Genomic DNA, 24195 nt, shown 5'->3' with positions numbered 1-24195 from the left:
AGGGATGACAGCGGTTGTGTGGCGCGAGCGCGCTGCATCACGCCGTCACGACCGCCTCCCCGCCCGCCGCCAGGTCCACCCCCGGCGGCACTGGCATCGGCACGGTCACGTACGTCTTCGGCATGTTCACCGGCCGATAGCTCGCATCCACCGCCATCCGCTTCAACACACTCTCATGCACATGCGCGCCTTCGCCGATGACGCGCGGCTCGCAATCCGGGATGTAGAAACCCGCCACCACCTTCCTGTCAGGCCATTCCTTGTACTTTGCGCTCTTCGGCAAATATTCCAGCACGCGCCAGGCCGCGCTCATCGAATCGTGCAAGCGCCCCGCCTCGCCGGTGTAGGCAGGCGCGACATATTGAAACGGCGAGTTCTTGCGCTGGATGCCCCAGGCGAGCTGCTTCACGGTTGCCGGGTTGAAGTTCAGCCCCGCTTTGGTCGCCTCCTCGATCATCCAGATCAGCGGATATTTCGACTCCGCGCTCTCGGCTTCCGGATAGCCGCCGCCGACGTCGCAATGCACGCCGGCGAACCAAACCTGCAGAATGTCCTGCGCCACCTTCTTCTCGTCGGGCACATAGCGGTTGCTCCAGTATTCCTGCGGCTCTTCATACGCTTTCAGGCGGAACATGCAGCGCCGCTCGTCGATCGCGATCGCCTGGCGGAAGATGTTGACGCTGGGATTGCGCAGCGTGAAGGCGAGCTCCTCCAGGCTGAACACCAGGAAGAACACGTCGCGCCGCGGCACGATCACGCTCGCCACCGTGTCCCAGACGCCGATGAAGTGGATGGTCGGCCAGCGCGTCGAGGTGATGCGCGCGAACTGCGCGGCGAGATCGAATGCGTCCTTGGGCAGCGGCCCCTGCTCGTCGACGGCGATATCCTTGAGGTCCTCGATGTCGTTGCCATGCCCGGTGCCGGAATATTGCTTGTAGGCGACAAGGCCCGAGCCTGCGAGGTTCACCTGCTCCGGCGAGATCAGGCCCACCTTGTGGATCAGCCCCGCCAGCACGCGCACGGTGTAGGCCCCGCGCGAAAACCCGAACAGGTAGATCTTGTCGCCGGGCGCATAATGCTCGACCAGGAAGCAATAGGCCGACAGCACGTTGTCATCGAGCCCGTAGCCGGTGGCGAGCCCCAGCACCAGGCGGATGTTGGCCTTCCACCTGTTCCAGGTCGACGGCTCCGTCACCGTGCCGACCCCGGGATCGTAAAACACCATCTGCCGCGGCTGCGTCTTCTCGGACTTGCGCAGGCAGCGATAGAGCTTCAGGACGTTGGAGATGTTCTCCGAGATCTCGTTGCCGGTGCCGTCACAGCAGATGACGAGGTTCTTGGGTTCGGCTTTGGCTGCGTGCTCCATGGGATGCGCCTCCGGGTGATGCTACCGGGGCGAGTATAGCGGAAATGGATGGCAGCGCGGAGACGAAGGCGGCACCGGCGGCGTGATGCCCCCAGTGGCAGTACGGTTGTTGATATTAACCATCCGTTAACCATGCGGTCGCCTAATGTTGACGATGGGGGGATCACCATGTCGGCCCATGTGACGCGACTGAAGTTGATGCCTGTTTCGGCTGATCCGGTTATCCGGTCGGTAGCCAAGCTGGCGGTACGCGCCAGGGCCGTCCTACAGGGCAAAACGCCTGTCCTACGGAGCAAAGCCATGTTCGGAAAGGACGACTTAGTGGACCATCTCAGCCGCGATCTCGATCGCGCGCGCGGAAGACGCGATGCACTCGCATCCGAAGCCACGACCCTGGCGGCCCAGATCGCCGAAATCGAAGCGCGCCTCATCGAGGAGAAGAAACGGCGGGAGCGTGAGCGCATCCTGGGCGAGATCGAAGCGATCAAGACCCGAATCAGGCAAGCCGCCGGCGCGTTTGCCCCTGTCGTCGACGGTCTCTCCAGGGCGATCGACCAGGCGACGGCCGTGGTGCCCGAGGCGCGCGAGCTCAATAGTTTCCTGGTCTCGGTGGCGAGCGAGATCGACAGCGTGCTCGATCCCCTGTTGCGCGAACTGGATCAGCGCGCGGATACGGTGCGAGCAGGACAGGCCGTGTTGGACCTGCCGAGTCCGCCCAATGAAGCGCCGCCTGTCGAGCTGCCGAAAGACACCAACGAGCGCCTGCTTCGCTTCCCGGCATGGCTGTCCCGTGACAAGGAGGCGGACAAGAAGGAAGCCGCCGAGAGCCCGCGCAGCACGGCGGCATGAAGCAGCGGCGCGCTGCGCAGCTCTAAAGCGGGATGGCTTTTGGCTGAATCGATGCGAGCCGAGAACTCAGATCACCTCTCCCGTAGGGAGAGGTCGGATCGCATCGAAAGATGCGATCCGGGTGAGGGGCTACAGTCTCACTGGGCGCTGCGGCTCCTCACCCGGATTGCTTTGGACGATGCTTCGCATCGCCAAGCGCAGTCCGACCTCTCCCCGCTGGGGAGAGGTGAACCAGAGACGGCCGACCGAACCTGATTTCATCACATTTTGGAGTCGCGTCGCGGCGGTCCATGTCCGGCATCGGGGCCGGGCGACCCCGGCTCCTGCCCCCTCAATTGGCGGCGCGGCGCAGGAAGGCCGGGATATCGAGAACGGCCTCGTCGGGCGCATTGCGCGCAGGGGCGCGGCCGTAGGGATCGAGCGGCTGGATCGCCGCGTGGCGCGCAGTGTCCAGGCCCGGCCTTGCCGGTGGACCCACGGGGTGACGCGGTTGCGGGCGGAGCGGCGGGCTTTCCACTTGCGGAAGGGGTGCGCTGCGCTCGATGCGATCGGCGATGCGCCGGCCGTCAGTGCGCAGCCTTCCGGCGAGCTGGGCGAGGGCGGTTTCCACCGGCTGCGCCTGCGCCGCGTCGAGATTGTCGATCCCGGTCGCCACCACGGAGACGCGGACGATGCCCTCTAAGCTTTCGTCAAACGACGCGCCGACGATGATGTTGGCGTCCGGGTCGGCCTCGTCGCGAATCCGGGTCGCGGCTTCGTCGACTTCGTACAGCATGAGATCCTTGCCGCCGGTGATGGAGATGATGAGGCCGCTGGCGCGCTTGATCGAGGGATTCTCGATCAGCGGATTGGAGATCGCGGCCACGGCGGCGGCGAGCACGCGCTTCTCGCCCGAAGCCTCGCCCCGTCCCATCATGGCCTTGCCCTTCTCCTTCATGACGGAGAGGACGTCGGCAAAATCGAGATTGATCAGGCCTTCCTTGACGATGAGGTCGCTGATGCAGGCGACGCCCGAATACAGCACCTGGTCGGCCAGGGCGAAGGCATCGGCGAATGTGGTCTTTTCGCTGGCCACCCGGAACAGGTTCTGGTTCGGGATGATCAGGAGGGTGTCGACCGTCTTCAGCAGCTCCTCGATGCCGGCTTCGGCAAAGCGCATGCGGCGCTGGCCCTCGAAGTAGAACGGCTTGGTGACCACGCCGATGGTGAGAATGCCGAGCTCGCGCGCGATCCTGGCGACGACGGGTGCGGCCCCGGTGCCGGTGCCGCCCCCCATGCCGGCCGTCACGAACACCATGTGTGCCCCACGCAATTGATCGCGGATCGTATCGATCGCCTCTTCGGCCGCGGCGCGTCCCAGTTCCGGCTGCGAGCCGGCGCCGAGGCCCGCGGTCACCTTGGTGCCGAGCTGGATCAGTCGCCGCGCCTTCGACATCGCCAGCGCCTGCGCGTCGGTATTGGCGACGACGAACTCGACGCCCTCGAGCCCGGCCGTGATCATGTTGTTCACGGCATTGCCGCCGGCGCCGCCGACGCCGAACACGACGATGCGGGCTTTCATTTCGTGAATGTCGGTATTCCCAGCCATGTTTCCCTCGCGTTTAGTCCGGCAAGCCGGGGATTGAAGAAAGTCTCGAGTGCTAACTGCAAGCATGATCCGGAAAAGTGCGAAGCGGTTTTCCGAAAAGATCATGCTCGAACAAAAAACCTAGAGCGCGATGACGATTCATCCTGATCTCATCGCGCTCTAGCCGCGCGGTCCGCTTTGACGATGGCAGCGGCCAGATGTCCCAGGCGACGCGCGGCGTATCCCGCGAGCGAGCCGCCCGGGCGGCGATCGGTCCGCAGCGCCGCCATGTCGTCTTCCAGCCGTGCCGCCCACGCAGTGGCGGCCGTCGCCTCGGCGCTCGCCTGCTGCAGCTCGACCGCGAGGCGCTCGGCGCGCTCACGCTCGCGCTCGAACACGGCCCTGTAGGCGGTTGCGACGTCTTCGAGCCGCGCGATCTCCGCCTTGAAGGCCTCGGTCTTGATGGCCTCGATCCTTGCGATGGAAACATCGATGGGGTTTGCCCGGCGGCCCGTTCGCGGGCGGGGCGTGTAGCGCAGCTCGGAGAAATCAACCCTCACCAGGGCCTTGCCGTCATCCGAGCGCGAGCGCGGCAGGCGGCGACGTCTCGCCAGCGACCGCGCGGCCTCGCGCGAGATATTGAGGCGGGCACCCAGATCGGCATACGTCAACAACGCAACAGGCATCGGCGCTTCTCCTGGAGCGAACCGGGAAGGGCATTTCGGGCTAATGATGGCTGGACGATGACAGCAGGCTAGGCTGCGTTGGTTAATGCATGGTTAACATGCGATGGGTATGTTTACGGATAGCGTCACCCTGCCGATCCCGGGATCGGAGAGCCGACCCGGGGATCGGAGGGCACCATCTGCCGCAGCTGCGTCTTCTCGGTCTTGCGCAGGCAGCGATACAGCTTCAGGACGTTGGAAATGTTCTCGGAAATCTCGTAGCCGGTGCCGTCACAACAGATGACGAGGTTTTTGGGGGCCAGGCTGGCTGAATGCTCCATGGGATGCCCCTCCGGGTGATGCTACCGGGGCGAGTATAGCGGAAAATGCGTGAGCTGATAGCAGCAACTAGCCCGCGAGAGTGCTTCCCGTGTCTTTGCCTACTTAATGTATCGATCTGCTATCGACTGCGCAGTTTTCTCGTCCCCCTTTAATAGAGCTGCGATGGCTTCGCGATAAACTCCCCAGGAAACGGTGTTGTAGTCCAATGTAGGGACCTCGATTTCGAGTAAATCGCACGGTTCATGCTTCAGTAAGCCGGCGGCATACGAGCGGCCGCGATGGCGCAACTGATTTCTGGCACTTGACGTAATCATAGACATTCCGATCGCGATCTTCCTTTTTTCGTCGAGATCCCGGTCGACAAACTTCACCGTATACAGGGTATTGGTAGCGGTTAGCGCTGCCATCTCTCGAAATGAGAGCCAAGGCAAGGAAGTTGACATCCCACTCAAGAAGGCGTCGCAATTGGTCGGGGCCGAGAGTTTGTGCCACGAACGTCGCGTGGAGATCTTGTGATTCGTCATATTGCAGCCGCCCTTCCGGCCGTAGCTCAGGTACGCCTTGACGGCTGGAGTTTTCATAGCTTGAGCTGTTGGCGTAAAAAGCCAAACCCGCTCGTCAGAATTCCTTAGCTTTTCCCACTGAGCCTTCGTCATTCTTGATGTTACTAAGTGCCGCGCACGAGAGAGTACGGGGGTGACTGACGATCGAGGCAACCCAAGCTCTCTCCGGCGACTTTCCGTGAGAAGGAAGTACGACGTATCGCCGGTGACTACACCGAGGCGAATCGCAATTAGGTCCCCCAGACGGCAGCGCTGGTGAGAATCCTCGCCCGAAGCGGTGGTTGCATCGGATTGCAAGTGCAGCGTCTCGCCTCGATCTGGCGAAGCTAAGACGTTGATCAACTCGTCCGTAGACGCAACCTCAGCTCGGGATGTAGTTCCGTTTGCTTGCCGTTGCCGGCGGCCTCTAGCAATAAGGACGATCGACCCATCTTGAACATCCTCCGCGCGGAAGATCGGATCTTTCGTTCTATAGATTTCTACTGCCGAAAAGTATGCAGATATTGAGCGTCGAAGTGGCGCTGCATAGTTAGCGAAGTCCCACGCTGCCGGAAGAAGGAAGCAAAGACTCCCATTCGGCTTCAGGAGAGTGATTGCGGCACATAAAAACGCATACCAAGCGTTTCCGTTCGCAGTAATTTGCACATCATGATCTAGCGCCGTTGATAGGGCCGCACTCTTGATTTCCGGATGAAGCCGCTCGATCGCGATATATGGCGGGTTGGCCACAATTCTATCAAAGCGTTGCGAGGTCGAGCGAGCCCACGAGAGAAATTCGACACCGCGGCTTATCTGCCCAAGATGATCTGAAGGACCCTGCATCGAATCGATGTCCAGTCCGACGATGTCGCTCCTGCTTACACCGAGACTCGAAACTGCGCGCAAAAGAGATCCCTGCCCAACGCAGGGCTCGAGCCAACGGGCTCCCTCGAATTGCCCTAGTGCCGTGACCATAGCGCTCGCAACGGCAGGCGGCGTTTGAACGACGCAAGAACTTGGGACACTGATTCCGCTCATTTCTTCTTACCCGGAATGAACAGGTCGGTGTCTGGTTGCCCTTTTTTAAGCGACGACCAAGGTGTGCCAACGCTCCCCTTCAGCAAGCTCTTCTTCCAATCAAGTAGGCGGTTAAATCGCTCGTGTTGAATAGGAGCCCAACGGTTTAGATGCGGAACCGTTCTCGCTGTGTGCGGTTCCCATTGATCCTGAAAGAGTTCTCCCAGCATGAACTCCGCCACTGCAAGAGGCGTCATTACCAGAATAGGTAACCGAGGCACCGGTAGCGACTTTGGAAACGGTGGGTCGTCGGACTGCCCGAGGATCTGCGTGTGGAAGTAACAACCAGGAGATTTGCTGTCTCCCAATTCCATGCGCCACATCGCTATTTCCTTCGGAGCCTCGGTATTCGAGCCTGTTGTTCTGATCCGGACTCTTGTCGAGGCAAGACCAAGGAGTTGGAAATGTTGCGACGCCATGCTTTTCTTTTTGGGAGCTTCCTTCTTAATTCGCCATTTTGAAGTTATCTCGCCCACCAGCAAGGCCGCTCCTCCTCCTCCGGGCTCATAATCCTTCGTGGGAATTGTTTGCAGTGGATTGATCTCCTCGATCTCCCAGTCGAATCCGCTCGCTGTTGTGCTGTTGCGATAGCCTTCCAGTTGGCTTCGGAATTGAAAAAGAAGCAAACTTGATTGAGGGGTGATGAAGCCGTTCGCCAGTCCCGCGAACGAACTAATTTCATCTAGCATTTCTTGAAATGAAAATCGAAGTCCACTCATTGGAGCGCAGCTACAGCCTGTTTTGTTGGCTTTGTGGTACTATGGCTACGAAGTTGGGTTCGTCTGCCGAGGCAGCCGATACCCAAGCGCTGTCTGCGAATGGAGGCCATCCGTCTGGTTTGGCTTCGATTGCGGATTGGAGGCTAATAAGCACGTCGCAAGGACGAAGCTGATCGTCTATTGAAACGACTGGGTCGCGCAAATCGGTGAATGTTGCTTTGGAAGAGAGGCGCGAACGAACAAGTTTCTCGATGGCGTCGCGATCAAACGGACGCCCTCCAGTGTTCTCCCACAGGAAGTATTCTAGCCCCGCTCTCCACCATCGAATCCCCGCAAAATCTGAGAGGATGCCGCGATATTCGTATGGGCTTAGGGCTTTTCGAATCCTTACGCCGGTCGGGCCTGCGAGTAGCTCGGAGAGCGAGTTCGGTTCTATCAACAGGCGGGCAGAAAGATATCTCTGATCGAGCAAGAAGGTTGGCTAGGGCAAGATGACATGCAGTAGCCATCGAAGGACAGCGATGCCCGAGCTATTTCCGATCAAGATTTCATGTGGAGGGTGGGAACGGTCGATTGCATCAATCGCTGATTGCCTCCATCTCACCCTGGTTGAGAGTGAAAGGAGCTTTAGAATTTGGTCCTTAGTCTTGCTTGCTGCCGGCCACTTCGCAGGCAATGCAGCAACCGCTTCGGTCAATGATTTCACACCACGCGCAAATTGGGGGCGGTTGGATGTTTTCGCAAAAACCCACTCTAGGTCGATTGATTTGGCGATCGCATGCTCTCGTCCTTCCCATTCTCCACCGTTCGACAGATCGCTCAAAAGGCCGGAGTTTAGTGCGAAGGCTGTGGGTGCGGCTCTCAATCGGGATAAGTTAGATCGAAGTACGGCAATCAGTGCTATGCCGGTTTGAGGCATCAGCGAGGGAGTGCTTTGATCGTTACGCTCGGGCCATTCGTCGAGCTTGAAGTCAACAAGGACGAGATTGCACCGCTTCAAGTCCCCTTCTGTCACGTCATTCGGATGACGTACGATCACATTCACCAAACCTTCCAAGTGGCGCTTTGTTGTTATTCCGTTTTGATCGTCGATTACCAAAACGAAGCTTTTTCTTGAGGCCATAGATTACTCCGGGAAAACGATCTCTAGCGCTGTTGCGAAGCCGCTCGTTGGTTCTACGAAGCGAATCGTCGCTCCATATTCTTCCAGCATTGCGCGGGTGATCGTGAGGCCAAGTCCCATGCCTTGACCAAGAACTGTGTCGACCGTTGTTGTGGTAGACTCGAACGGTTGAAAGAAACGTTCGCGGTCGCGCACTTTGACCGCGATTCCCGTGTTCTCTACTCGAAGATGAATCGATCCGCTGGCGGCCTTCCGTGCTGTTGCCCGTATGGTACCTTTTGAGCCCGCTGCCTTCACCGCGTTGGAAAGCAGATTCGAAAAAATGGTTGTTAGCTCAGCCGCAAACATCGGAGGTGAACGAAGATCAGAGGGAATCTTGTTGATGATCTTGATGCTCTGGCGGTCTGCGCTGTTAGCTACGAGCTTCACGCCTGTATCGAATCGGTCCGAAAGGATTTGGCGACTGCGACGACGCTTTGCGTCGGGCGTAACAACGTCGACCAAGTAGGAAGCTTGACGCTCGATGGCGCGCTTTAAATCACCGACGTCTCGTTGCATGGACGAGAGCTTCTGCCGGTGCTCCTTTGGAAGGCCTTGCATCTCGAGAATGGTACGAAGTGTCTTTTCGACTGCTGCAGCCATGTCCAGCAGCGAATTTATTTCATGAATGAATGAGGCTACCTGTGTCCCAACCGAGGCCAAAACTCGAAACATTGCGATTTCATGGGAGGCTTGGTCGGCGTGAGCGGCGATGTTATCGACTTGAGATAATGCAGCCATGAATTCGGTATTGGCAGACTCGATCTGACCCGATGACACCAAAGCCCGTGCGTTCGCCGCATGAGTCTTCGCCTCGCGCACGAGCAATTCTGTTGTTTGCGTCGCAGACGCAAATTCCGGTTTGCGATCGGTCGCCTCGCGGCGCTGCGTTCTGCGATCAGTTCTGCGCTTTGCGCTCGCGGCCATCTGGACGCGAGTGGATAGGTCGATACCGGTTCTGACGATGGCAGTTAGATCGGCGAATGCCTGGTTAGGTATGAACCCTTCACGATTAACGAGCATGCGCAAATTCGACGCGTTGCGTTCTGTAAGAAACACGGAGCAAAATAGTGCTTATTCGGAAGGTGATTTAGGCCCGCATCGGGCCCGCGTTCAGCGGCGCTCAACTGTGAACCGATGTCAGACTCGGGATCGATGTACCACCGGCCGCGCTCAGCTGTGTCCCGATCGAGCTGAAGCCAATCATCCGTGGGTTCGCCGTATGGAAGGACGCGAAAGCCTTCCATAAAGATACGTACCCCGCTGGATCGGCCTGCCCACTTTTTCAGTCGTTCGTCTCCTCTAACTACGACTCCGGTGCGCTTTAGGATTCTTGCTTGGAAGAACGGGCCCTCTTTGGGAGAGGGATGGGGCATGGAGAATTCTCGCGGAACAGCGTCCGACAGTTCCTCGCTCGTTGATGACGTCGGAGAGACTAGGAATTTCACTTCCTTTGTTCGGCTGCTTGCGTCGATCTCAACGATCCAATGCGCCGCCTCGACCATGGCAGTCCAATAATCGTCCGGAGGAGCGAGATCCCCGGCGAGCTCGACTGAAAAGTGAACGCCCTCTTTTGCAGATACATCTCGCACTCGAGGTGCATCGAATAGCAGTCGGGAAGAGACATTCCGCGGCAGAGGCCGGACTAGGGGAGGTGGAGGTTGAAAGGCCTGTAGCTCCTCTAGGAAACGACCATGTTCGGTAGGAGTCCAGCGACGGCGGAGGCGGCGGAGCGTTATGGTCGTTCCAGCGTTGCGGCCGCCGTCAGCGTCCGAGATAGCGATGGCGTCGGTATGATCGACCTCGTCTAGGGTGCGGCTTGCTTCGACCGCATCCCAATCAATTTTTACTTCGATACCGGTGCCCCGGGCAGGTAGTTGATCCGCCCCGTTGGGAGGCGTCCCGGACCACCGAGCGGAAATGACCTCAAGCATGCGTGCTAGCTTGTGCGCGGCAAGGCGGCCCACGCCTTTTTGTCCCGTGTATCGACGCTCAAAGACTTTCGAGCGCCTTGTCGCGTCGTCTTTCACTCGCGAGGCGATCGTGAGAAATCCTCTTTCGAATTCCGAGCGCGACATCCCGATTCCGTTGTCGCTGATGGTAATGAAGCCCCTGTCTGGATGCGAAAGGGACTGCCCATAGACAACGACGCGCGTCGCGTCAGCGTCATATGCATTCTTGATAAGCTCGACTAGGGCCGTTGAATCGCGACCAACTAACAGCTCCCCGAGCTCACGGAAGAGGTGTGTGTCGACTGAAAATGTTGTCATGAGAGGTCGCTCTCGACTCGGCGTCGAAATTAGTGTGTCTTAAACACATTAACGCCCCGTGTGGGGTCGGAGTTGATGAATTCCAGCTTGGAGATCGGGAGTTGATCCACTTTTCCGAAACATAGCTGCGGCGGGCAGCGCGACCAAACGTTCTTTGCGCGGCTCAGACTCCCCCACAAACAAAAACGGCCGGATCTTCCGATCCGGCCGTTACACAAACTCTACTCGGCTAAGCCTACGCCACGCGACGCAACTTAGCCCCCGCCCATTTCTGAAATTGGCTTAGCTGGCCTTCTTGACCGGCGCGTCGCCGACCTTCTTTTCGATGGCGCGCTTCAGCTCGACCGCGCGCGGCGACAGGGTGTCGGTCTTGGCCTTGAGCAGGTAGGCGTCTAAGCCGCCATTGTGGTCGACGCTCTTCACCGCGTTGGTGGAGACGCGCAGGCGCACGTTGCGGCCCAGCGCTTCCGAGATGAAGGTCACGTTGACCAGGTTCGGCAGGAAGCGGCGCTTGGTCTTGATGTTGGAGTGGCTGACCTTGTGGCCGACGAGGGGGCCCTTGGCCGTCAGTTCGCAGCGGCGAGACATGGCAAAAATCCTTATCCTGTCCCCCAAGTCTGCGGCGGCCATTCGGGGCGCCACGGGGGAGCAAATTCTCTGTCCTTGCAGGGAGCGGGCGGACGTATAGGGGCAGAGGAGCGGGTAGTCAAGGTTTTGGGCTGGGATCGTGCTCCGGAGGCGGTGCCACACCTCTCCCATCGGGAGAGGTCGGCGCGTAGCGCCGGGTGAGGGGTTTCGCGCCATCGTGGGACCTGAGCCCCTCACCCGCGCACGGGACGATGCTTCGCATCGCCCGGGGCGCGACCTCTCCCGATGGGAGAGGTAAGGGAGCCCGCCGCCCGGGCCCGGCCAATCACCAAAACGGCAATGTTTAAAATGCCTTACCATCACATAAAGGGCGCAATCGCCGCCGAAGAGTCCGGTGGGTTCCCGCGTTTCGCGCCCCTTTTGCATTGCTTGGCGCCGTAACAGGCTTAAGTAACAACCGCTTCTTTTCCTGATGGATCGTCTCGTGCCCACGACCCCCCTCATTCCGCCCCGGCTGCGGTCAGCCGGCAGGCTGGCGCTGGCCGCTCTCGGCGGCCTGGTGCTGGCGTGGGGGGCGCAGCCGGCCGCGGCGCAGGGCAAGCTCGAGGCGCAATATGAGGCGACGCTATCAGGCATTCCGGTCGGCCGCGGCGCCTGGAACATCGATATCCAGGACGAGGTGTTCTCGGCGGCGGCCTCCGGCGGCACCACCGGCATCCTGAAATCCTTCGCGGGCGGCTCCGGCACCGGCGCCTCGCAGGGCCGCGTCGTCAATGGCGCGCTGGTTGCGACCGCCTACCAGGCCTCCACCACCACCTCGAAGAAGACCGAAGAGATCCACATCACCCTCGACAAGGGCAATGTGAAGGAGTTCGGCATCATTCCGGAGCCGCCTGTCGATCCCGATCGCATCGTCGTCACCGACGCGCATCGCCGCGGCGTGTTCGATCCGATGACGGCCTCGCTGGTGCGCGTGCCCGGCACGGGCGATCCGCTGTCGCCGGAGGCCTGCCACGGCGGCGCGCCCATCTTCGACGGCCGCATGCGCTACGAGCTCAAGCTCGATTTCAAGCGCATGGAGACGGTGAAGGCCGAGAAGGGCTACAGGGGCCCGGTCGTGGTCTGCGCGCTCTATTTCGTCCCCGTCGCCGGCTACATCCCCGATCGCCCCGTGATCAAATACCTCGCCGCCCAGCGCAACATCGAGATCGCCCTCGCCCCGGTCGCGGGCACGCGCATCCTGGTTCCCTTCTGGCTGAAAGTGCCGACGCCGCTGGGGCCGGCGATGCTGGAAGCCACCAGCTTCATCACCACAGCCCAGCCGCCACGGGTGGCGAAGACGCAGTAGGGCGCCTTCTTACCCTCCCCTGGAGGGGGAGGGTCGATCGCGCGCAGCGCGAGCGGGGTGGGGTGACCTCTCCCCGCGGGCAGTCTCCCGTGCGGAGAGATCACCCCACCCCGTCGCCCATTTCGCTGTGCTCAACGGTCGCCGACCCTCCCCCTCCAGGGGAGGGTAGGTGGTGCAAGCAATATCAACGACTTAGCTACTGTGCATGGGGTTGTTTCACGAAATCGAGTCCAGCTGCCCGCATTTCCCGGAATCCATTTGACTCCTCCCCGATTCTGATTCGACTCATGCCCATCCCCAACTTAACGAAATCCGCCCTCATATCGTCGCTTGTGCGATCGCTCAAAACTCCATCTAGTGCACACGCAAAACGAGTCCCGCGACATGTTGCGTGAACGGAACGGGACTCCCAGGGGAGTCAGCGATTCGGCCGCGATTCGTTCTGGAGTCGTTCCGAAGCTTAAGGGGATGAGGAAAAGCGTCGCAAAGTGAGACAGTTGCGCGGGTGTCGAGCGCCTGCACCCCCCGCCGCCCCAGATAGCCCTGACATTCGCCCCATTAGCCATTACCTAATCACCTAGACATGGCCTTTCCTCCCTCCCCCTTCGCTTCCGAGCGGGTGCCCGGCGCCGGCGTCACTGCGGTGCTCGGGCCGACCAACACCGGCAAGACCCATCTCGCCATCGAACGGATGCTCGCGCATTCGAGCGGCATGATCGGCCTGCCGCTGCGGCTGCTCGCGCGCGAGGTCTACAACAAGATCGTCGGCCGCGTCGGCGCTGAGGCCGTCGCGCTGGTGACGGGCGAGGAGAAGATCAAGCCGAAGCATCCGCGCTACTGGGTCTCGACCGTCGAGGCGATGCCGCGCGACATCGACGTCTCCTTCCTCGCCGTCGACGAGATCCAGATCGCGGCCGACCTCGAACGCGGCCACGTCTTCACCGACCGCATCCTCAACCGCCGCGGCCGCGACGAGACGCTGCTGCTGGGCGCCGCCACGATGCGCCCGATCATCGAGCGGCTGCTGCCGGGCGTCTCGATGATCACGCGGCCCCGCCTGTCGCAGCTCGAATTTGCCGGCGACCGCAAGATCACGCGCCAGCCGCGCCGGACTGCGATCGTCGCCTTCTCGGCCGACGAGGTCTACGCCATCGCCGAGCTAATCAAGCGCCAGCACGGCGGTGCAGCCGTGGTGCTGGGCTCGCTCAGCCCACGCACGCGCAATGCGCAGGTGGAGATGTTCCAGAGCGGCGACGTCGATTATCTCGTCGCCACCGATGCCGTCGGCATGGGCCTCAATCTCGACGTCGATCACGTCGCCTTCGCCTCCGACCGCAAGTTCGACGGTTTTCAGTTCCGCCGCCTGACGCCGGCCGAGTTCGCGCAAGTCGCCGGCCGCGCCGGCCGCGCCACCCGCAACGGCACTTTCGGCACCACGGGCCGCTGCGCCCCGTTCGAGCCCGAGCTGGTGAATGCGCTGCAGAACCACATCTTCGATCCCGTGAAGATGCTGCAATGGCGCAACTCGAAGCTGGATTTCTCCTCGCTCGGCGCGCTCCAGGTTTCGCTCAACCTGCCCCCGGGCCACGAGACCTTGACGCGGGCGCCGATCGCCGAAGACATGCGCGTGCTCGACCACGCCGCCCGCGACGTCGAGGTGCGCGATATCGCGCACGGCAAGGCGGCAGTGGAGCGGCTCTGGGAGGCCTGCCAGGTCCCCGATTACCGGAAGCTGTCGCCGGCGGCCCATGCCGAGCTGGTGACGACGCTCTACGGCTTCCTGATGCAGAAGGGCTGCGTCCCCGATTCCTGGTTCGCCGCCCAGGTCGACCAGGCCGACCGCATCGATGGCGACATCGACACGCTGTCGGCCCGGATCGCGCAGATTCGTACCTGGACCTTCGTCGCCAACCGCCCGGACTGGCTGAAAGACCCCGATCGCTGGCAGGGCGTCACGCGGGAGGTCGAAAATAAATTGTCGGATGCGCTCCACGAACGCTTGACTGAGCGTTTCGTTGATCGCCGGACCAGTGTATTGATGCGCCGCCTGCGGGAGAACACGAGCTTGAATACGGAAATCGGCAAGACCGGCGAAGTTATCGTCGAAGGCCATGTCATCGGCCGCCTCGATGGCTTCACCTTTGCACCGGATGCGGCGGAAGCCGGTTCCGATGCGAAAGCCTTGCAGGCTGCCGCGCAAGCGGTGCTCGCCGGCGAGATCAATGCGCGCGCCGAAAAACTGGGCAATGCGCCGGACGATCAGTTCGTGCTGACCTCGGAAGGCATCATCCGCTGGACCGGCGATGCCGTGGCGCGGCTGTCCGCCGCAGACGACGCGCTGCATCCGCGCATTCGCATCATCTCGGACGAGCGATTGACGGGGGCGCCGCGCGAAAAGGTGCAGGCGCGGCTCGAGCTCTGGCTCAAGACCCATATCGAAAAGCTGCTCGGGCCGATGTTCGAGCTCTCGAAGGCCGAGGACGTCACCGGCATTGCCCGCGGCATCGCCTATCAGCTGGTCGAGGCGCTCGGCGTGCTCGAGCGGCCCAAGATTGCCAATGAGCTGAAGGATCTCGACCAGCCCTCGCGCGCGACGCTGCGTAAATACGGCGTCCGCTTCGGCGCCTATCATATCTATTTCCCCGGCATCCTGAAGCCCGCTGCGCGCGCGCTTGCCGCGCTGCTGTGGGCCTTGAAGCAGGACAATGTCGATCTCTCGGCGCTGTCGGGTGCGCAGCATCTGGCTTCGTCCGGCCGCACCTCGTTCCCGGTCGACAAGAGCCTGCCGCGCGATGCCTATCGCGTGCTCGGCTACAAGCAGGCCGGCGAGCGCGCCGTCCGCGTCGATATCCTGGAGCGCCTGGCCGATCTGATCCGCCCGGCGCTGGCCTGGCGCGAGAATTCGCCCGGCGAAAAGCCCGCCGGCGCGTTCGACGGCCGTGGTTTCGTGGTGACGCAGGCGATGACCTCGCTCACCGGCTCCGCCGGCGAGGATTTCGCCTCCGTGCTGCGCGCGCTCGGCTATCGCATGGAGAAGCGCGCGCCGTTGCCGCCCAAGCCCGCCGCGCCTGCTGCTGCGTTGACGCCCGCGGCGGAAGCGTCCGCCGAGACGCCAGCGATCGAGGAGTCCGCACCGCCCGCTGATGCCGCCATCGAAGCCGTCACCGTCGAAGACGCGCCCGGCATGGAGCCGCACGACGAGCCCGCTCGTGAAGAGCCGGCGCTCGAAGCCTCGCCAGAAGCGCCCGTCACACCCGAAGATGCCCCCGGCATCGCGCCGCCGGCGGAAGAGGCTGCTGCACCCGCCGAGGCTGCCGCTGAAGCCGCGCCCGCTGAGACCGCCGCAACGGAAGCCGCTGCCTCTCCCGATGCAGCTGCCCCTGTTGAAGCTGTTGCCGCGCCCGCCGAGCCGGAGCTCGTCGAGGTCTGGCGCCCCGGCGGCCGTCACGAGGATCGCAAGCCGCGCCACGAGCGCCACCGCCATCAGCGCCACAACAATCAGCGTCCGCAAGCGGGTGCTGAGGCCGGCGGTGCGCCCGTCGAGGGCGAGGCCGCGCAATCCGCCGATGGCGAGAAGCGCGGAGAGCGCCATCGTCACGGTGGTCATCGCCGCGATGGCGGCAGAGATTTCCGCAAGGGCCGCGAAGGTGCCGAGGGCGGTGAGCGCCGCGACGACCGCAATCGCAGTTTCCAGGGCAAGGACCGCGACAAGGATCGTAACCGCGACAAGAAGTTCGGTGGCGATCGGGATAATGGCCGCGACAACAGGGGCCGCGACCGCGACAAGGGCCGCGACCGCCAGGGTGGGCCGTCGCTGCGTCCCTACGCCTCGAGCGCCAACCCGCGTGAGCGTGATCGTCCGGCCGACCCGAACTCGCCGTTCGCAAAGCTCGCCGCGCTGAAAGAGCAGCTCGCCGGTCGGAAGGAGTAAGCCACGACCACCGAGCGGCAGCGTCTCGACAAATGGCTGTGGCACGCGCGGGTGGTGAAGGCGCGCACCTCCGCCGCTGAGCTCGTCGAGTCCGGCCATGTCCGCATCAACGGCACGCGCGAGACATCGCCGGGCCATGCGATCAAGGTCGGCGACGTCATCACGATCGCGCTCGATCGCAGTGTGCGCGTGCTGAAGGTGACCGGCTTCAACGAGCGCCGCGGCGATGCCGCCTCGGTGCGCGTGCTCTACGAGGAGCTCGGCGACTCAAAGCGCAATTAGTTGCGTCTGATATTCATTTCTTGGTCGATCAAACACATAAAGCCGTCATGATCGGGGCTTCCCGACCTTGCAGCGCGGAGCCATCCGCGCTACGCAAGCCGCGACTTTTAAAAGAGCTTTTCGGAGCGTTGGATGACTTACGTCGTCACTGAAAACTGCATCAAGTGCAAGTACACCGACTGCGTCGAGGTTTGCCCGGTCGATTGTTTCTACGAGGGTGACAACATGCTGGTCATCCATCCGGACGAGTGCATCGACTGCGGCGTGTGCGAGCCGGAATGCCCCGCTGACGCCATCAAGCCGGATACGGAACCGGGGTTGGAAAAGTGGCTCCAGGTCAATGCCGAGTACGCCAAGAGCTGGCCGAATATCACCCAGAAGAAAGAATCACCCGACGATGCGAAGGAGTTCGACGGGATGGAAGGTAAGTTCGAGAAATATTTTTCTCCGAACCCCGGCTCCGGAGACTAATTAAGGCCCAAACTTAACCCTAATAGCGGCGTTGCCGCCGGAAGCCAGACCTAAAGACCCCTAAATCATTGATTTTTGCGGGAAATGTGCTATATTGGGCACATTAAGCTGAACCCCGTCAGCCCGTTGGCCCCTCTGGGTTCCCGTGAAACCAAATGTCGAACAGGGGCGTGGCAGTTTCCGCGCGCAGGCTGTGTCACAGAAAACGCGTAAAAAGAGTACTTCAGCGAGGGCTTCCCATAAGGAGGCCAAAAAAGTCGCCGCGGCCAGCCGTAGCGCATCCAAGGGTCGGGCCGCTGCCAAGGCGCCGCCGGCTGCAAAGTCCTCGAAGAACAAAAGAAGCGCAATGCCTAACAAGACTGCCAAACCGGCCGCGAAAGCGACCGTTGCCAAGCCTGCTGCTGCAAAGCTTGCCAAGCCTGCTGCTGCTGCTGCGAAGGCTCACGCTGCCAAGCCCGTTGCTCCGAAGGCTCCCGTTGCTGCCGCCCCTGCCAAGGCCCCCATTGCTGCCAAGCCGGCCGTGAAGCCCGCTGCGGCTGCGCCGAAGGTCGAGGAAAAGAAGGTCGTGACCCAGCGCCAGGGCTTCAAGGCCAATGAATTCGTCGTCTATCCCGCTCACGGCGTCGGCCAGATCCTGGCCATCGAGGAGCAGGAGATCGCCGGTGCGAAGCTCGAGCTGTTCGTCATCAACTTCATCAAGGACAAGATGACGCTGCGCGTTCCGACCGCCAAGGTTGCCAATGTCGGCATGCGCAAGCTGTCCGAGCCTACGTTGGTGAAGAAGGCGCTCGAGACGCTCAAGGGCCGCGCCCGCGTCAAGCGCACCATGTGGTCGCGCCGCGCCCAGGAATACGAAGCGAAGATCAATTCGGGCGACATCGTCGCGATCGCAGAAGTCGTGCGCGATCTCTATCGCTCGGAGTCGCAGCCGGAGCAGTCGTACTCCGAACGCCAGCTCTATGAAGCGGCGCTGGATCGTCTGTCCCGCGAGATCGCGGTGGTGCAGCACTCGACCGAGACCGAAGCGGTCAAGGAGATCGAGGCCCAGCTCGCCAAGAGCCCGCGCCGCGCCAATGCCAAGGCGGAAGCCGCCGACGGCGAGGGCGAGGCGGATGCCGAGGGCGATACCGACGATACCGATGGCGACGACACCACCGTCGCCGACGAGGCCGCGTAAGCAGCTTCGTTCTGCGCAAGCAATCAAAAGCCCGGCCGAGCGGCCGGGCTTTTTGATTGGGTTCACCCTACGCTTTCATCACTTCAGCGGCCGCTTCTCGAGCTTCCTTGCCAGCGTGCGCCGGTGCATGCCGAGGCGCCTCGCCGCTTCCGAGATGTTGAAATCCGTCTCGATCAGGGTCTGGTGGATGCGCTCCCATTCCAGCGTCTTGATCGAGGTCGGCCGCACGTCCAGCGCGACGTCGGCGTTGCCTTCGGCCTTGTGGAAGGCGGCCTCGATATCGTCGGTGTTCGACGGTTTCGCCAGATAGTGGCAGGCCCCCAGCTTGATCGCCTCGACGGCGGTCGAGATGCTGGCGAAGCCCGTCAGCACCACGATCAGCATCTCCTCGTCGTGGCTATGCAGCAGCTCGACACAGGCAAGGCCCGAGGCTCCGCCGAGCTTGAGGTCGACCACGGCGTAGCCGAAGGATCTGCCCTGCAGGACTTTCCGGACCTCCTCGATCGACGCGGCGAGCACGACCTCGTAGCCGCGGCGCTCGAACGAGCGCTTCAGTGTGCGCGCAAAGCCTTCGTCGTCCTCGACGACAAGGAGCGAACGGTCAGGCGTCAAAGCTGCCTCCGATCGCGAGCGTTGCGAGTGGTAGCGTCAGGCGGACAGTAGCGCCGCGCTTCCTGTGGTTCTCGGCGGTCACGCCGCCCCCCAGCTTGCGCACCACGTTCACCACCAGGAACAGGCCGAGTCCGCCGCCGGCGCGGCCCTTGCTCGACTGATAGGGCTTTCCGAGCTGAGCCAGCATTTCCGGCGCAAAGCCGGGACCGCGATCGCTGATCGAGAGGACCAGATTGTCGCCCTCGCGTTCGGCCACGAGCTCGACCCACTCTCGCGAGACCTCATAGGCATTGTCGAGCACGTTGAAGATCACCTGCTTCAGTGCGATGTCGGAGACGATCGCGATGTCCTCACCAAAGGTGTTGACGAAATAGAGTGTCCGCGCCGAGCGCGCATTGCGCCATTCGTCGACCAGTGCGGTGACGAACGCCGTCACTGTCGTCGGCGACGATCCTTCGCCGCGTGCTTCCCCTGCCGAGACCAAAATCCCGGTTACGATGGACTTGCAGCGTTGCAGCGATGTTTCCATCTCGGTCAGGTCCTCGGCAAGCTCCTGATCGGCCATGAGATCGGGCATGCGTCGCCAGTCGCCGAGGATGACGGAAAGCGAGGCGAGGGGCGTGCCGAGTTCATGCGCCGCGCCGGAGGCGAGCAGGCCCATGCGCACGATGTGATCCTGCTCGGCCGCATGCTGGCGCAGCGCCGCCAGATGCGCATCGCGCTGGCGCAGGTTCCGGTTGATGCGGGTGACGAACACGACGAGCAAAACGGCATTGAGGACGAAGCCAAGCAGCATGCCGGTGACGGTCAGCGTGTAGGTCTCGCTCAACGGATTGGGCGGCAGATCGAGCGGTCGGTAGGCCACCGTCAGCCATACGAAACTCGCGCAGCTCAGCGCCACCAGCGACCAGGTCGAGCGGGCATCGAGCAGCACCGCGCCGAGCGTGACCTGGAGCAGGAATAGCGAGGTGAAGGGGTTGGTGGCGCCGCCGCTCAGATAAAGCTGCGCGGTCAGCGCGGCGACATCGAGCATCAGTGCGACCAGCAGCTCATTGCTGGTGATCGTGGCGCGATGACGTACCCAGATCAGGCTCGAGACATTGAGCAGCACCAGCGCGCCGATCACCGCGCCCATGCGGGTCAGGGGCAGGGGAATGCCGAGCCAGAAATGCGCGCCGCCGATGGTCACGATCTGGCCGACCACCGCGGTCCAGCGCAGCTGGATCAGCAGCGCCATGTTCTTGCGGTTGGTCTCGTCGTCGGTCGGTGCAGCACCGATGAGCTCGCTGCGTGCGTCCGCCTGCGATTGCAGCGTGACGGCCGGGCCGCCGTAATTGTTTCCGTCGTCAGGTCGGTTCGACGATCGTTCCAGCATCTGATCCCGTCCTGCGGGCGGAGGCGTCGAGGCCGCCGGCCGGTTCGTGGACGAAGCCGTTCAAGGCTTGCTTGCGGCGGAACAGCCCGCCGCGGAAGGTGACGAAAAGCCTGCCGGCCAGCATGAAAGCCAGGGCAAACCACGTCAAAGCGTAGACCAGGTGGTTATTGGGAAAGCGGATCACGGTCAATCCGCCGATCGGACCGCCAGCGGATTGTGATCCGGCGTCGGCATCGACGAAGAAAGGTGCGGCGTTCTGGAGGTGGCGCGCAGCTGCAATCGCGGCGACATCCCGCGAATACCAGCGGTTGTGCTGGGGCACATTGTCCCTGAGAAATCCGCCTTTTGGCTCGGTGATGCGCAGCAGGCCGGTGATCTCGACCTGGCCGTCCGGATTGCCGGCCTCGCGCGTCGATGGGTCGCGCCGCTCTGATGGTACGAAGCCACGGTTGATCAGGATGGTCATGCCGTCGCTGCGCTTCAGCGGCGTCAGCACCCAATAGCCCGGGCCTTCCTCCGTGACGGCCTGCACCAGGGTCTCGCGGTCGTGCAGGAAACGGCCGGAGACGCTGACGTGGCGGTATTCGTCATTTGCCGCGGAGACGGCGGGCCACGAAGCCGGCGAGGGGATCGGTTGGGCCGCGGCATGGACGCGCTGCTCGACACGGTCGATCAGCGCCAGTTTCCAGGCGCGGCGCTCGACCTGCCAGACGCCGAGGCCCATCAGAACAACGAAGGAGATCAGCGAGAGGACCGTGAGCCACAGGTGCGGACGCGCGGCCCCTGCCGGGCGGCGCCGTTCCTTGTCCCCAGGGCTCACGAGGTCGCTCATTTCATTCCCGTCATCTCGTGGATCGGCATCATGTTGCTGTTGAGGTGGTTCATCACCCACAGCGAACCCGACAGCGCGATCACCACCATCACGATGGTGAAGATCAGCGCCATCATGCTCCAGCCGTTCTCCGACTTGGTGTTCATGTGCAGGAAATAGATCATGTGGACGACGATCTGCACCACCGCGAAGGCCATGATGACCAGCGCGGTGATCTGCTTGCTCGGCAGCGCGCCGCTCATGACCAGCCAGAACGGAATCGCAGTGAGCACCACCGAGAGCACGAAGCCGAGCATGTAGCCCGAGAACGTGCTGTGGCCGTGGCCGTCGTCGTGATGATGGTCGTGCGCGCCAGCTGCGTGGGTATTGGTGCTCATCGCAGAACTCCCAGGAGATAGACGAAGGTGAAAACGCCGATCCAGACCACGTCGAGGAAGTGCCAGAACATCGACAGGCACATCAGGCGACGGCGGTTTGCCTCGATCAGGCCGAAACGCCAGACCTGCACCATAAGGGTCATCAGCCAGATCAGGCCGCAGGAGACGTGCAGGCCGTGGGTGCCGACCAGAGTGAAGAAGGCAGACAGGAAGGCGCTGCGCTGGGGCGTGGCACCCTCATGGATCATGTGGGCGAACTCGGTGAGCTCGATGCCGATGAAGGCGGCGCCGAACAGGCCGGTGATCAGGAGCCACATCTGCGTCTGGGCGATCTTGTTCTGCTGCATCGTCAGCATGGCAAAACCGTAGGTGATCGACGACAGCAGCAGCATCGAGGTGTTCACCGCGACGAGATCGAGGTCGAACAGGTCCTTCGGCGCGGGCCCGGCGGCGTAGTTGGCGCCGAGCACGCCGAAGGCTGCGAACAGCATCGCGAAGATGAGGCAGTCGCTCATCAGATAGATCCAGAAGCCGAGCGAGGTGCTGTAGCCTTCTGGGTGCGGATGTTCGTCGGCGAGGTAGAAGACCGGCTCGCCGGTCTGCGAGGGATTGACAGCAACAGTCATTTACTTGGCTCCGGCGAGCAGTTTGGTGCGCGCGTCCTCGGTCCGGATGACGTCGTCAGCCGGAATATCGAAGTCGCGGTGATAGTTGAAGGTGTGCCCGATCCCGACGGCGAGCATCGCGATGAAGCTCAACGCGGCCAGCCACCACATGTACCAGACCAGGCCGAAACCCATCGCGGTAGCGAAGCCGGCGAGGATGATGCCCGTGCCGGTGCTGCTGGGCATGTGGATCGGCTTGAACCCGGTGAGCGGACGCTGATAGCCGCGCTTCTTCATGTCCCACCACGCGTCATTGTCGTGAACGACGGGGGTGAAGGCGAAGTTGTAGTCCGGCGGGGGAGACGAGGTTGCCCATTCCAGCGTGCGCGCATCCCAGGGATCGCCGGTGACGTCCTTGAGTTGCTCGCGCTTGAGGAAGCTGACGGCGAACTGCATCAGCATGCTGAGGATGCCGAGAAAGACGAGGCCGGCGCCGATCGCGGCGATGACGAACCAGATCTGAAGCGAAGGATCGTCGAACACACGCAGGCGGCGGGTCACGCCCATCAGGCCGAGCACATAGAGCGGCATGAAGGCCATGTAGAAGCCGGTGACCCAGAACCAGAACGAGCATTTGCCCCAGAACGGATCGAGCCTGAAGCCGAACGCTTTCGGGAACCAGTAGTTGATGCCGGCGAACGCGCCGAACACCACGCCGCCGATGATCACGTTGTGGAAGTGTGCGATCAGGAACAGGCTGTTGTGGAGGACGAAGTCGGCCGGCGGCACCGCGAGCAGCACGCCGGTCATGCCGCCGAGCACGAAGGTCAGCATGAAGGCGATGGTCCACATCATCGGCAGCTCGTAGCGGATGCGGCCGCGATACATCGTGAACAGCCAGTTGAACATCTTCGCGCCCGTCGGGATCGAGATGATCATCGTGGTGATGCCGAAGAACGAGTTGACGCTGGCGCCCGAGCCCATCGTGAAGAAGTGGTGCAGCCAGACCAGGTAGGACAGGATGGTGATGACGACCGTGGCGTAGACCATCGAGGTGTAGCCGAACAGGCGCTTGCCGGAGAAGGTCGAGGTGACTTCCGAGAAGATGCCGAAGGCGGGGAGAACCAGGATGTAGACCTCGGGGTGGCCCCAGATCCAGATCAGGTTCACGTACATCATCGGGCTGCCGCCGAAATCGTTCGTGAAGAAGTTGGTGCCGACGTAGCGATCGAGCGAGAGCAGCGCGAGCACCACGGTCAGGACGGGGAAGGAGGCTACGATCAGGATGTTGGTGCAGAGGGAGGTCCAGGTGAACACCGGCATCCGCATCATGGTCATGCCGGGGCAGCGCAGCTTGACGATGGTGCAGATCAGGTTGATGCCGGACAGTGTCGTTCCGACGCCTGCAACCTGCAATCCCCAGATGTAATAGTCGACGCCGACATCAGGACTGTAGCCGATGTTGGACAGGGGCGGATAAGCCAGCCAGCCGGTGCGGGCGAATTCGCCGATGAACAGCGAGAGCATCACGAGCACCGCGCCGCCGACCGTCATCCAGAAGCTGAAATTGTTCAGGAACGGGAATGACACGTCGCGCGCGCCGATCTGCAGCGGCACGACGAAGTTCATCAGACCGGTGACCAGCGGCATCGCCACGAAGAAGATCATGATCACGCCGTGGGCGGTGAAGACCTGGTCGTAGTGATGGGCGGGGAGGAAGCCCTCCGAGCCGCCGAATGCCATCGCCTGCTGCGCCCGCATCATGAGCGCGTCGGCGAAGCCGCGCAGCAGCATCACGATGCCGAGAATCATATACATGATGCCGATGCGCTTGTGGTCGACGGTGGTGAACCACTCGCGCCAGAGATAGCCCCAGAGGCGGAAGTAGGTCAGGCCTGCAAGCAGCGTGACGCCGCCGAGCGCGACGACTGCAAAGGTGCCGACGAGGATCAGCTCGTGGATCGGCAGCGAATCGAAGCCGAGCCGGCCGAAAATGAACTTGAGAAGATCAGGAGACATGCTGGATCTCTTTAGGAGT

General features: G+C 62.1%; 20 protein-coding genes and 2 pseudogenes. 6 read left to right on the top strand and 16 right to left on the bottom strand.

Annotated elements, in window-relative coordinates; all coding sequences use genetic code 11:
- Positions 1–37: 37 nt before the first annotated feature.
- Positions 38–1366 (bottom strand): T6SS phospholipase effector Tle1-like catalytic domain-containing protein, encoded by a 1329-nt coding sequence (locus BM374_RS14300; protein ID WP_092293042.1) that lies wholly within the window; start codon positions 1364–1366, stop codon positions 38–40.
- A gap of 300 nt (positions 1367–1666) precedes the next feature.
- Here BM374_RS14300 and BM374_RS14295 point away from each other — a divergent pair, with 300 nt between their 5' ends.
- Positions 1667–2215 (top strand): hypothetical protein, encoded by a 549-nt coding sequence (locus tag BM374_RS14295; protein ID WP_244552586.1) that lies wholly within the window; start codon positions 1667–1669, stop codon positions 2213–2215.
- A gap of 331 nt (positions 2216–2546) precedes the next feature.
- Here the strand turns inward: BM374_RS14295 and ftsZ are convergent, their stop codons facing one another.
- The 9 genes and pseudogenes from ftsZ to rpmB form a co-directional block, all read right to left on the bottom strand.
- Positions 2547–3803 (bottom strand): cell division protein FtsZ, encoded by a 1257-nt coding sequence (ftsZ, locus tag BM374_RS14290; protein ID WP_092293039.1) that lies wholly within the window; start codon positions 3801–3803, stop codon positions 2547–2549.
- 149 nt (positions 3804–3952) lie between these two features.
- Positions 3953–4468, bottom strand: a complete 516-nt coding sequence (locus BM374_RS14285) for a hypothetical protein (protein ID WP_092293037.1) — start codon at positions 4466–4468, stop codon at positions 3953–3955.
- Positions 4469–4617: 149 nt separating this feature from the next.
- A pseudogene (locus BM374_RS14280) lies at positions 4618–4788 on the bottom strand (phospholipase effector Tle1 domain-containing protein); the annotation flags it as partial.
- 99 nt (positions 4789–4887) lie between these two features.
- Entirely contained in the window at positions 4888–6174 is a 1287-nt protein-coding gene (locus BM374_RS37870; RefSeq protein ID WP_143270190.1) for an Eco57I restriction-modification methylase domain-containing protein, read from the bottom strand.
- Positions 6175–6365: 191 nt separating this feature from the next.
- The gene (locus BM374_RS14270) at positions 6366–7127 is read right to left on the bottom strand and encodes a hypothetical protein (RefSeq protein WP_143270189.1); all 762 of its coding nucleotides are present in this window, start codon (positions 7125–7127) and stop codon (positions 6366–6368) included.
- A 481-nt stretch (positions 7128–7608) separates the two neighbouring features.
- Positions 7609–8250 (bottom strand): hypothetical protein, encoded by a 642-nt coding sequence (locus tag BM374_RS37865; protein ID WP_143270188.1) that lies wholly within the window; start codon positions 8248–8250, stop codon positions 7609–7611.
- Between the two features lie 3 nt (positions 8251–8253).
- On the bottom strand, positions 8254–9312 hold the full coding sequence (locus tag BM374_RS14260; protein WP_092293028.1) for a sensor histidine kinase: 1059 nt from the start codon (positions 9310–9312) through the stop codon (positions 8254–8256).
- The gene (locus BM374_RS40270; RefSeq protein ID WP_092293026.1) at positions 9261–10559 is read right to left on the bottom strand and encodes an ATP-binding protein; all 1299 of its coding nucleotides are present in this window, start codon (positions 10557–10559) and stop codon (positions 9261–9263) included. Before BM374_RS40270 ends, BM374_RS14260 begins: the two co-directional genes overlap by 52 nt.
- A gap of 282 nt (positions 10560–10841) precedes the next feature.
- On the bottom strand, positions 10842–11147 hold the full coding sequence (rpmB, locus tag BM374_RS14250) for a 50S ribosomal protein L28 (protein WP_092293024.1): 306 nt from the start codon (positions 11145–11147) through the stop codon (positions 10842–10844).
- Positions 11148–11685: 538 nt separating this feature from the next.
- Here rpmB and BM374_RS14245 point away from each other — a divergent pair.
- The 5 genes and pseudogenes from BM374_RS14245 to BM374_RS14220 all read left to right on the top strand — a co-directional run bounded on the left by BM374_RS14245 (position 11686) and on the right by BM374_RS14220 (position 18356).
- The gene (locus BM374_RS14245; protein ID WP_177248325.1) at positions 11686–12495 is read left to right on the top strand and encodes a DUF3108 domain-containing protein; all 810 of its coding nucleotides are present in this window, start codon (positions 11686–11688) and stop codon (positions 12493–12495) included.
- 583 nt (positions 12496–13078) lie between these two features.
- On the top strand, positions 13079–16426 hold the full coding sequence (locus BM374_RS14235; RefSeq protein ID WP_092293018.1) for a helicase-related protein: 3348 nt from the start codon (positions 13079–13081) through the stop codon (positions 16424–16426).
- A gap of 12 nt (positions 16427–16438) precedes the next feature.
- Positions 16439–16708: pseudogene (locus BM374_RS14230) on the top strand (RNA-binding S4 domain-containing protein); the annotation flags it as partial.
- A 132-nt stretch (positions 16709–16840) separates the two neighbouring features.
- Positions 16841–17179, top strand: coding sequence for a ferredoxin FdxA (gene fdxA, locus BM374_RS14225; protein WP_092293014.1), 339 nt, complete (start codon positions 16841–16843; stop codon positions 17177–17179).
- Between the two features lie 346 nt (positions 17180–17525).
- Positions 17526–18356, top strand: coding sequence for a CarD family transcriptional regulator (locus BM374_RS14220; protein WP_177248289.1), 831 nt, complete (start codon positions 17526–17528; stop codon positions 18354–18356).
- 78 nt (positions 18357–18434) lie between these two features.
- Here BM374_RS14220 and BM374_RS14215 read toward each other — a convergent pair whose 3' ends face one another.
- Genes BM374_RS14215 through cyoB form a run of 6 tightly spaced genes read right to left on the bottom strand, consistent with a single transcriptional unit; the run spans position 18435 to position 24176 of the window.
- Entirely contained in the window at positions 18435–18968 is a 534-nt protein-coding gene (locus tag BM374_RS14215) for a response regulator transcription factor (protein WP_092293009.1), read from the bottom strand.
- Positions 18958–20343 (bottom strand): ATP-binding protein, encoded by a 1386-nt coding sequence (locus BM374_RS14210; protein ID WP_092293007.1) that lies wholly within the window; start codon positions 20341–20343, stop codon positions 18958–18960. Before BM374_RS14210 ends, BM374_RS14215 begins: the two co-directional genes overlap by 11 nt.
- Positions 20315–21175: an SURF1 family protein gene (locus BM374_RS14205; RefSeq protein WP_092293005.1), complete on the bottom strand. Its 861-nt coding sequence runs from the start codon at positions 21173–21175 to the stop codon at positions 20315–20317. The genes BM374_RS14210 and BM374_RS14205 overlap by 29 nt, the downstream gene beginning before the upstream one ends.
- Positions 21172–21552 carry a cytochrome o ubiquinol oxidase subunit IV gene (gene cyoD, locus BM374_RS14200; RefSeq protein WP_092293003.1) on the bottom strand — a complete coding sequence of 127 codons (381 nt, stop codon included), beginning with the start codon at positions 21550–21552 and terminating at the stop codon, positions 21172–21174. Before cyoD ends, BM374_RS14205 begins: the two co-directional genes overlap by 4 nt.
- Positions 21549–22178, bottom strand: coding sequence for a cytochrome o ubiquinol oxidase subunit III (gene cyoC, locus BM374_RS14195; RefSeq protein ID WP_092293001.1), 630 nt, complete (start codon positions 22176–22178; stop codon positions 21549–21551). Before cyoC ends, cyoD begins: the two co-directional genes overlap by 4 nt.
- Positions 22179–24176 (bottom strand): cytochrome o ubiquinol oxidase subunit I, encoded by a 1998-nt coding sequence (gene cyoB / locus BM374_RS14190; RefSeq protein WP_092292999.1) that lies wholly within the window; start codon positions 24174–24176, stop codon positions 22179–22181.
- Between the last annotated feature and the right edge of the window lie 19 nt (positions 24177–24195).

Source organism: Bradyrhizobium sp. Ghvi (genome assembly GCF_900115265.1).
Taxonomy (GTDB): domain Bacteria; phylum Pseudomonadota; class Alphaproteobacteria; order Rhizobiales; family Xanthobacteraceae; genus Bradyrhizobium.
The sequence above is the reverse complement of the archived record's forward strand: the minus strand, read 5'-3'. Positions and strand labels throughout refer to the sequence as shown.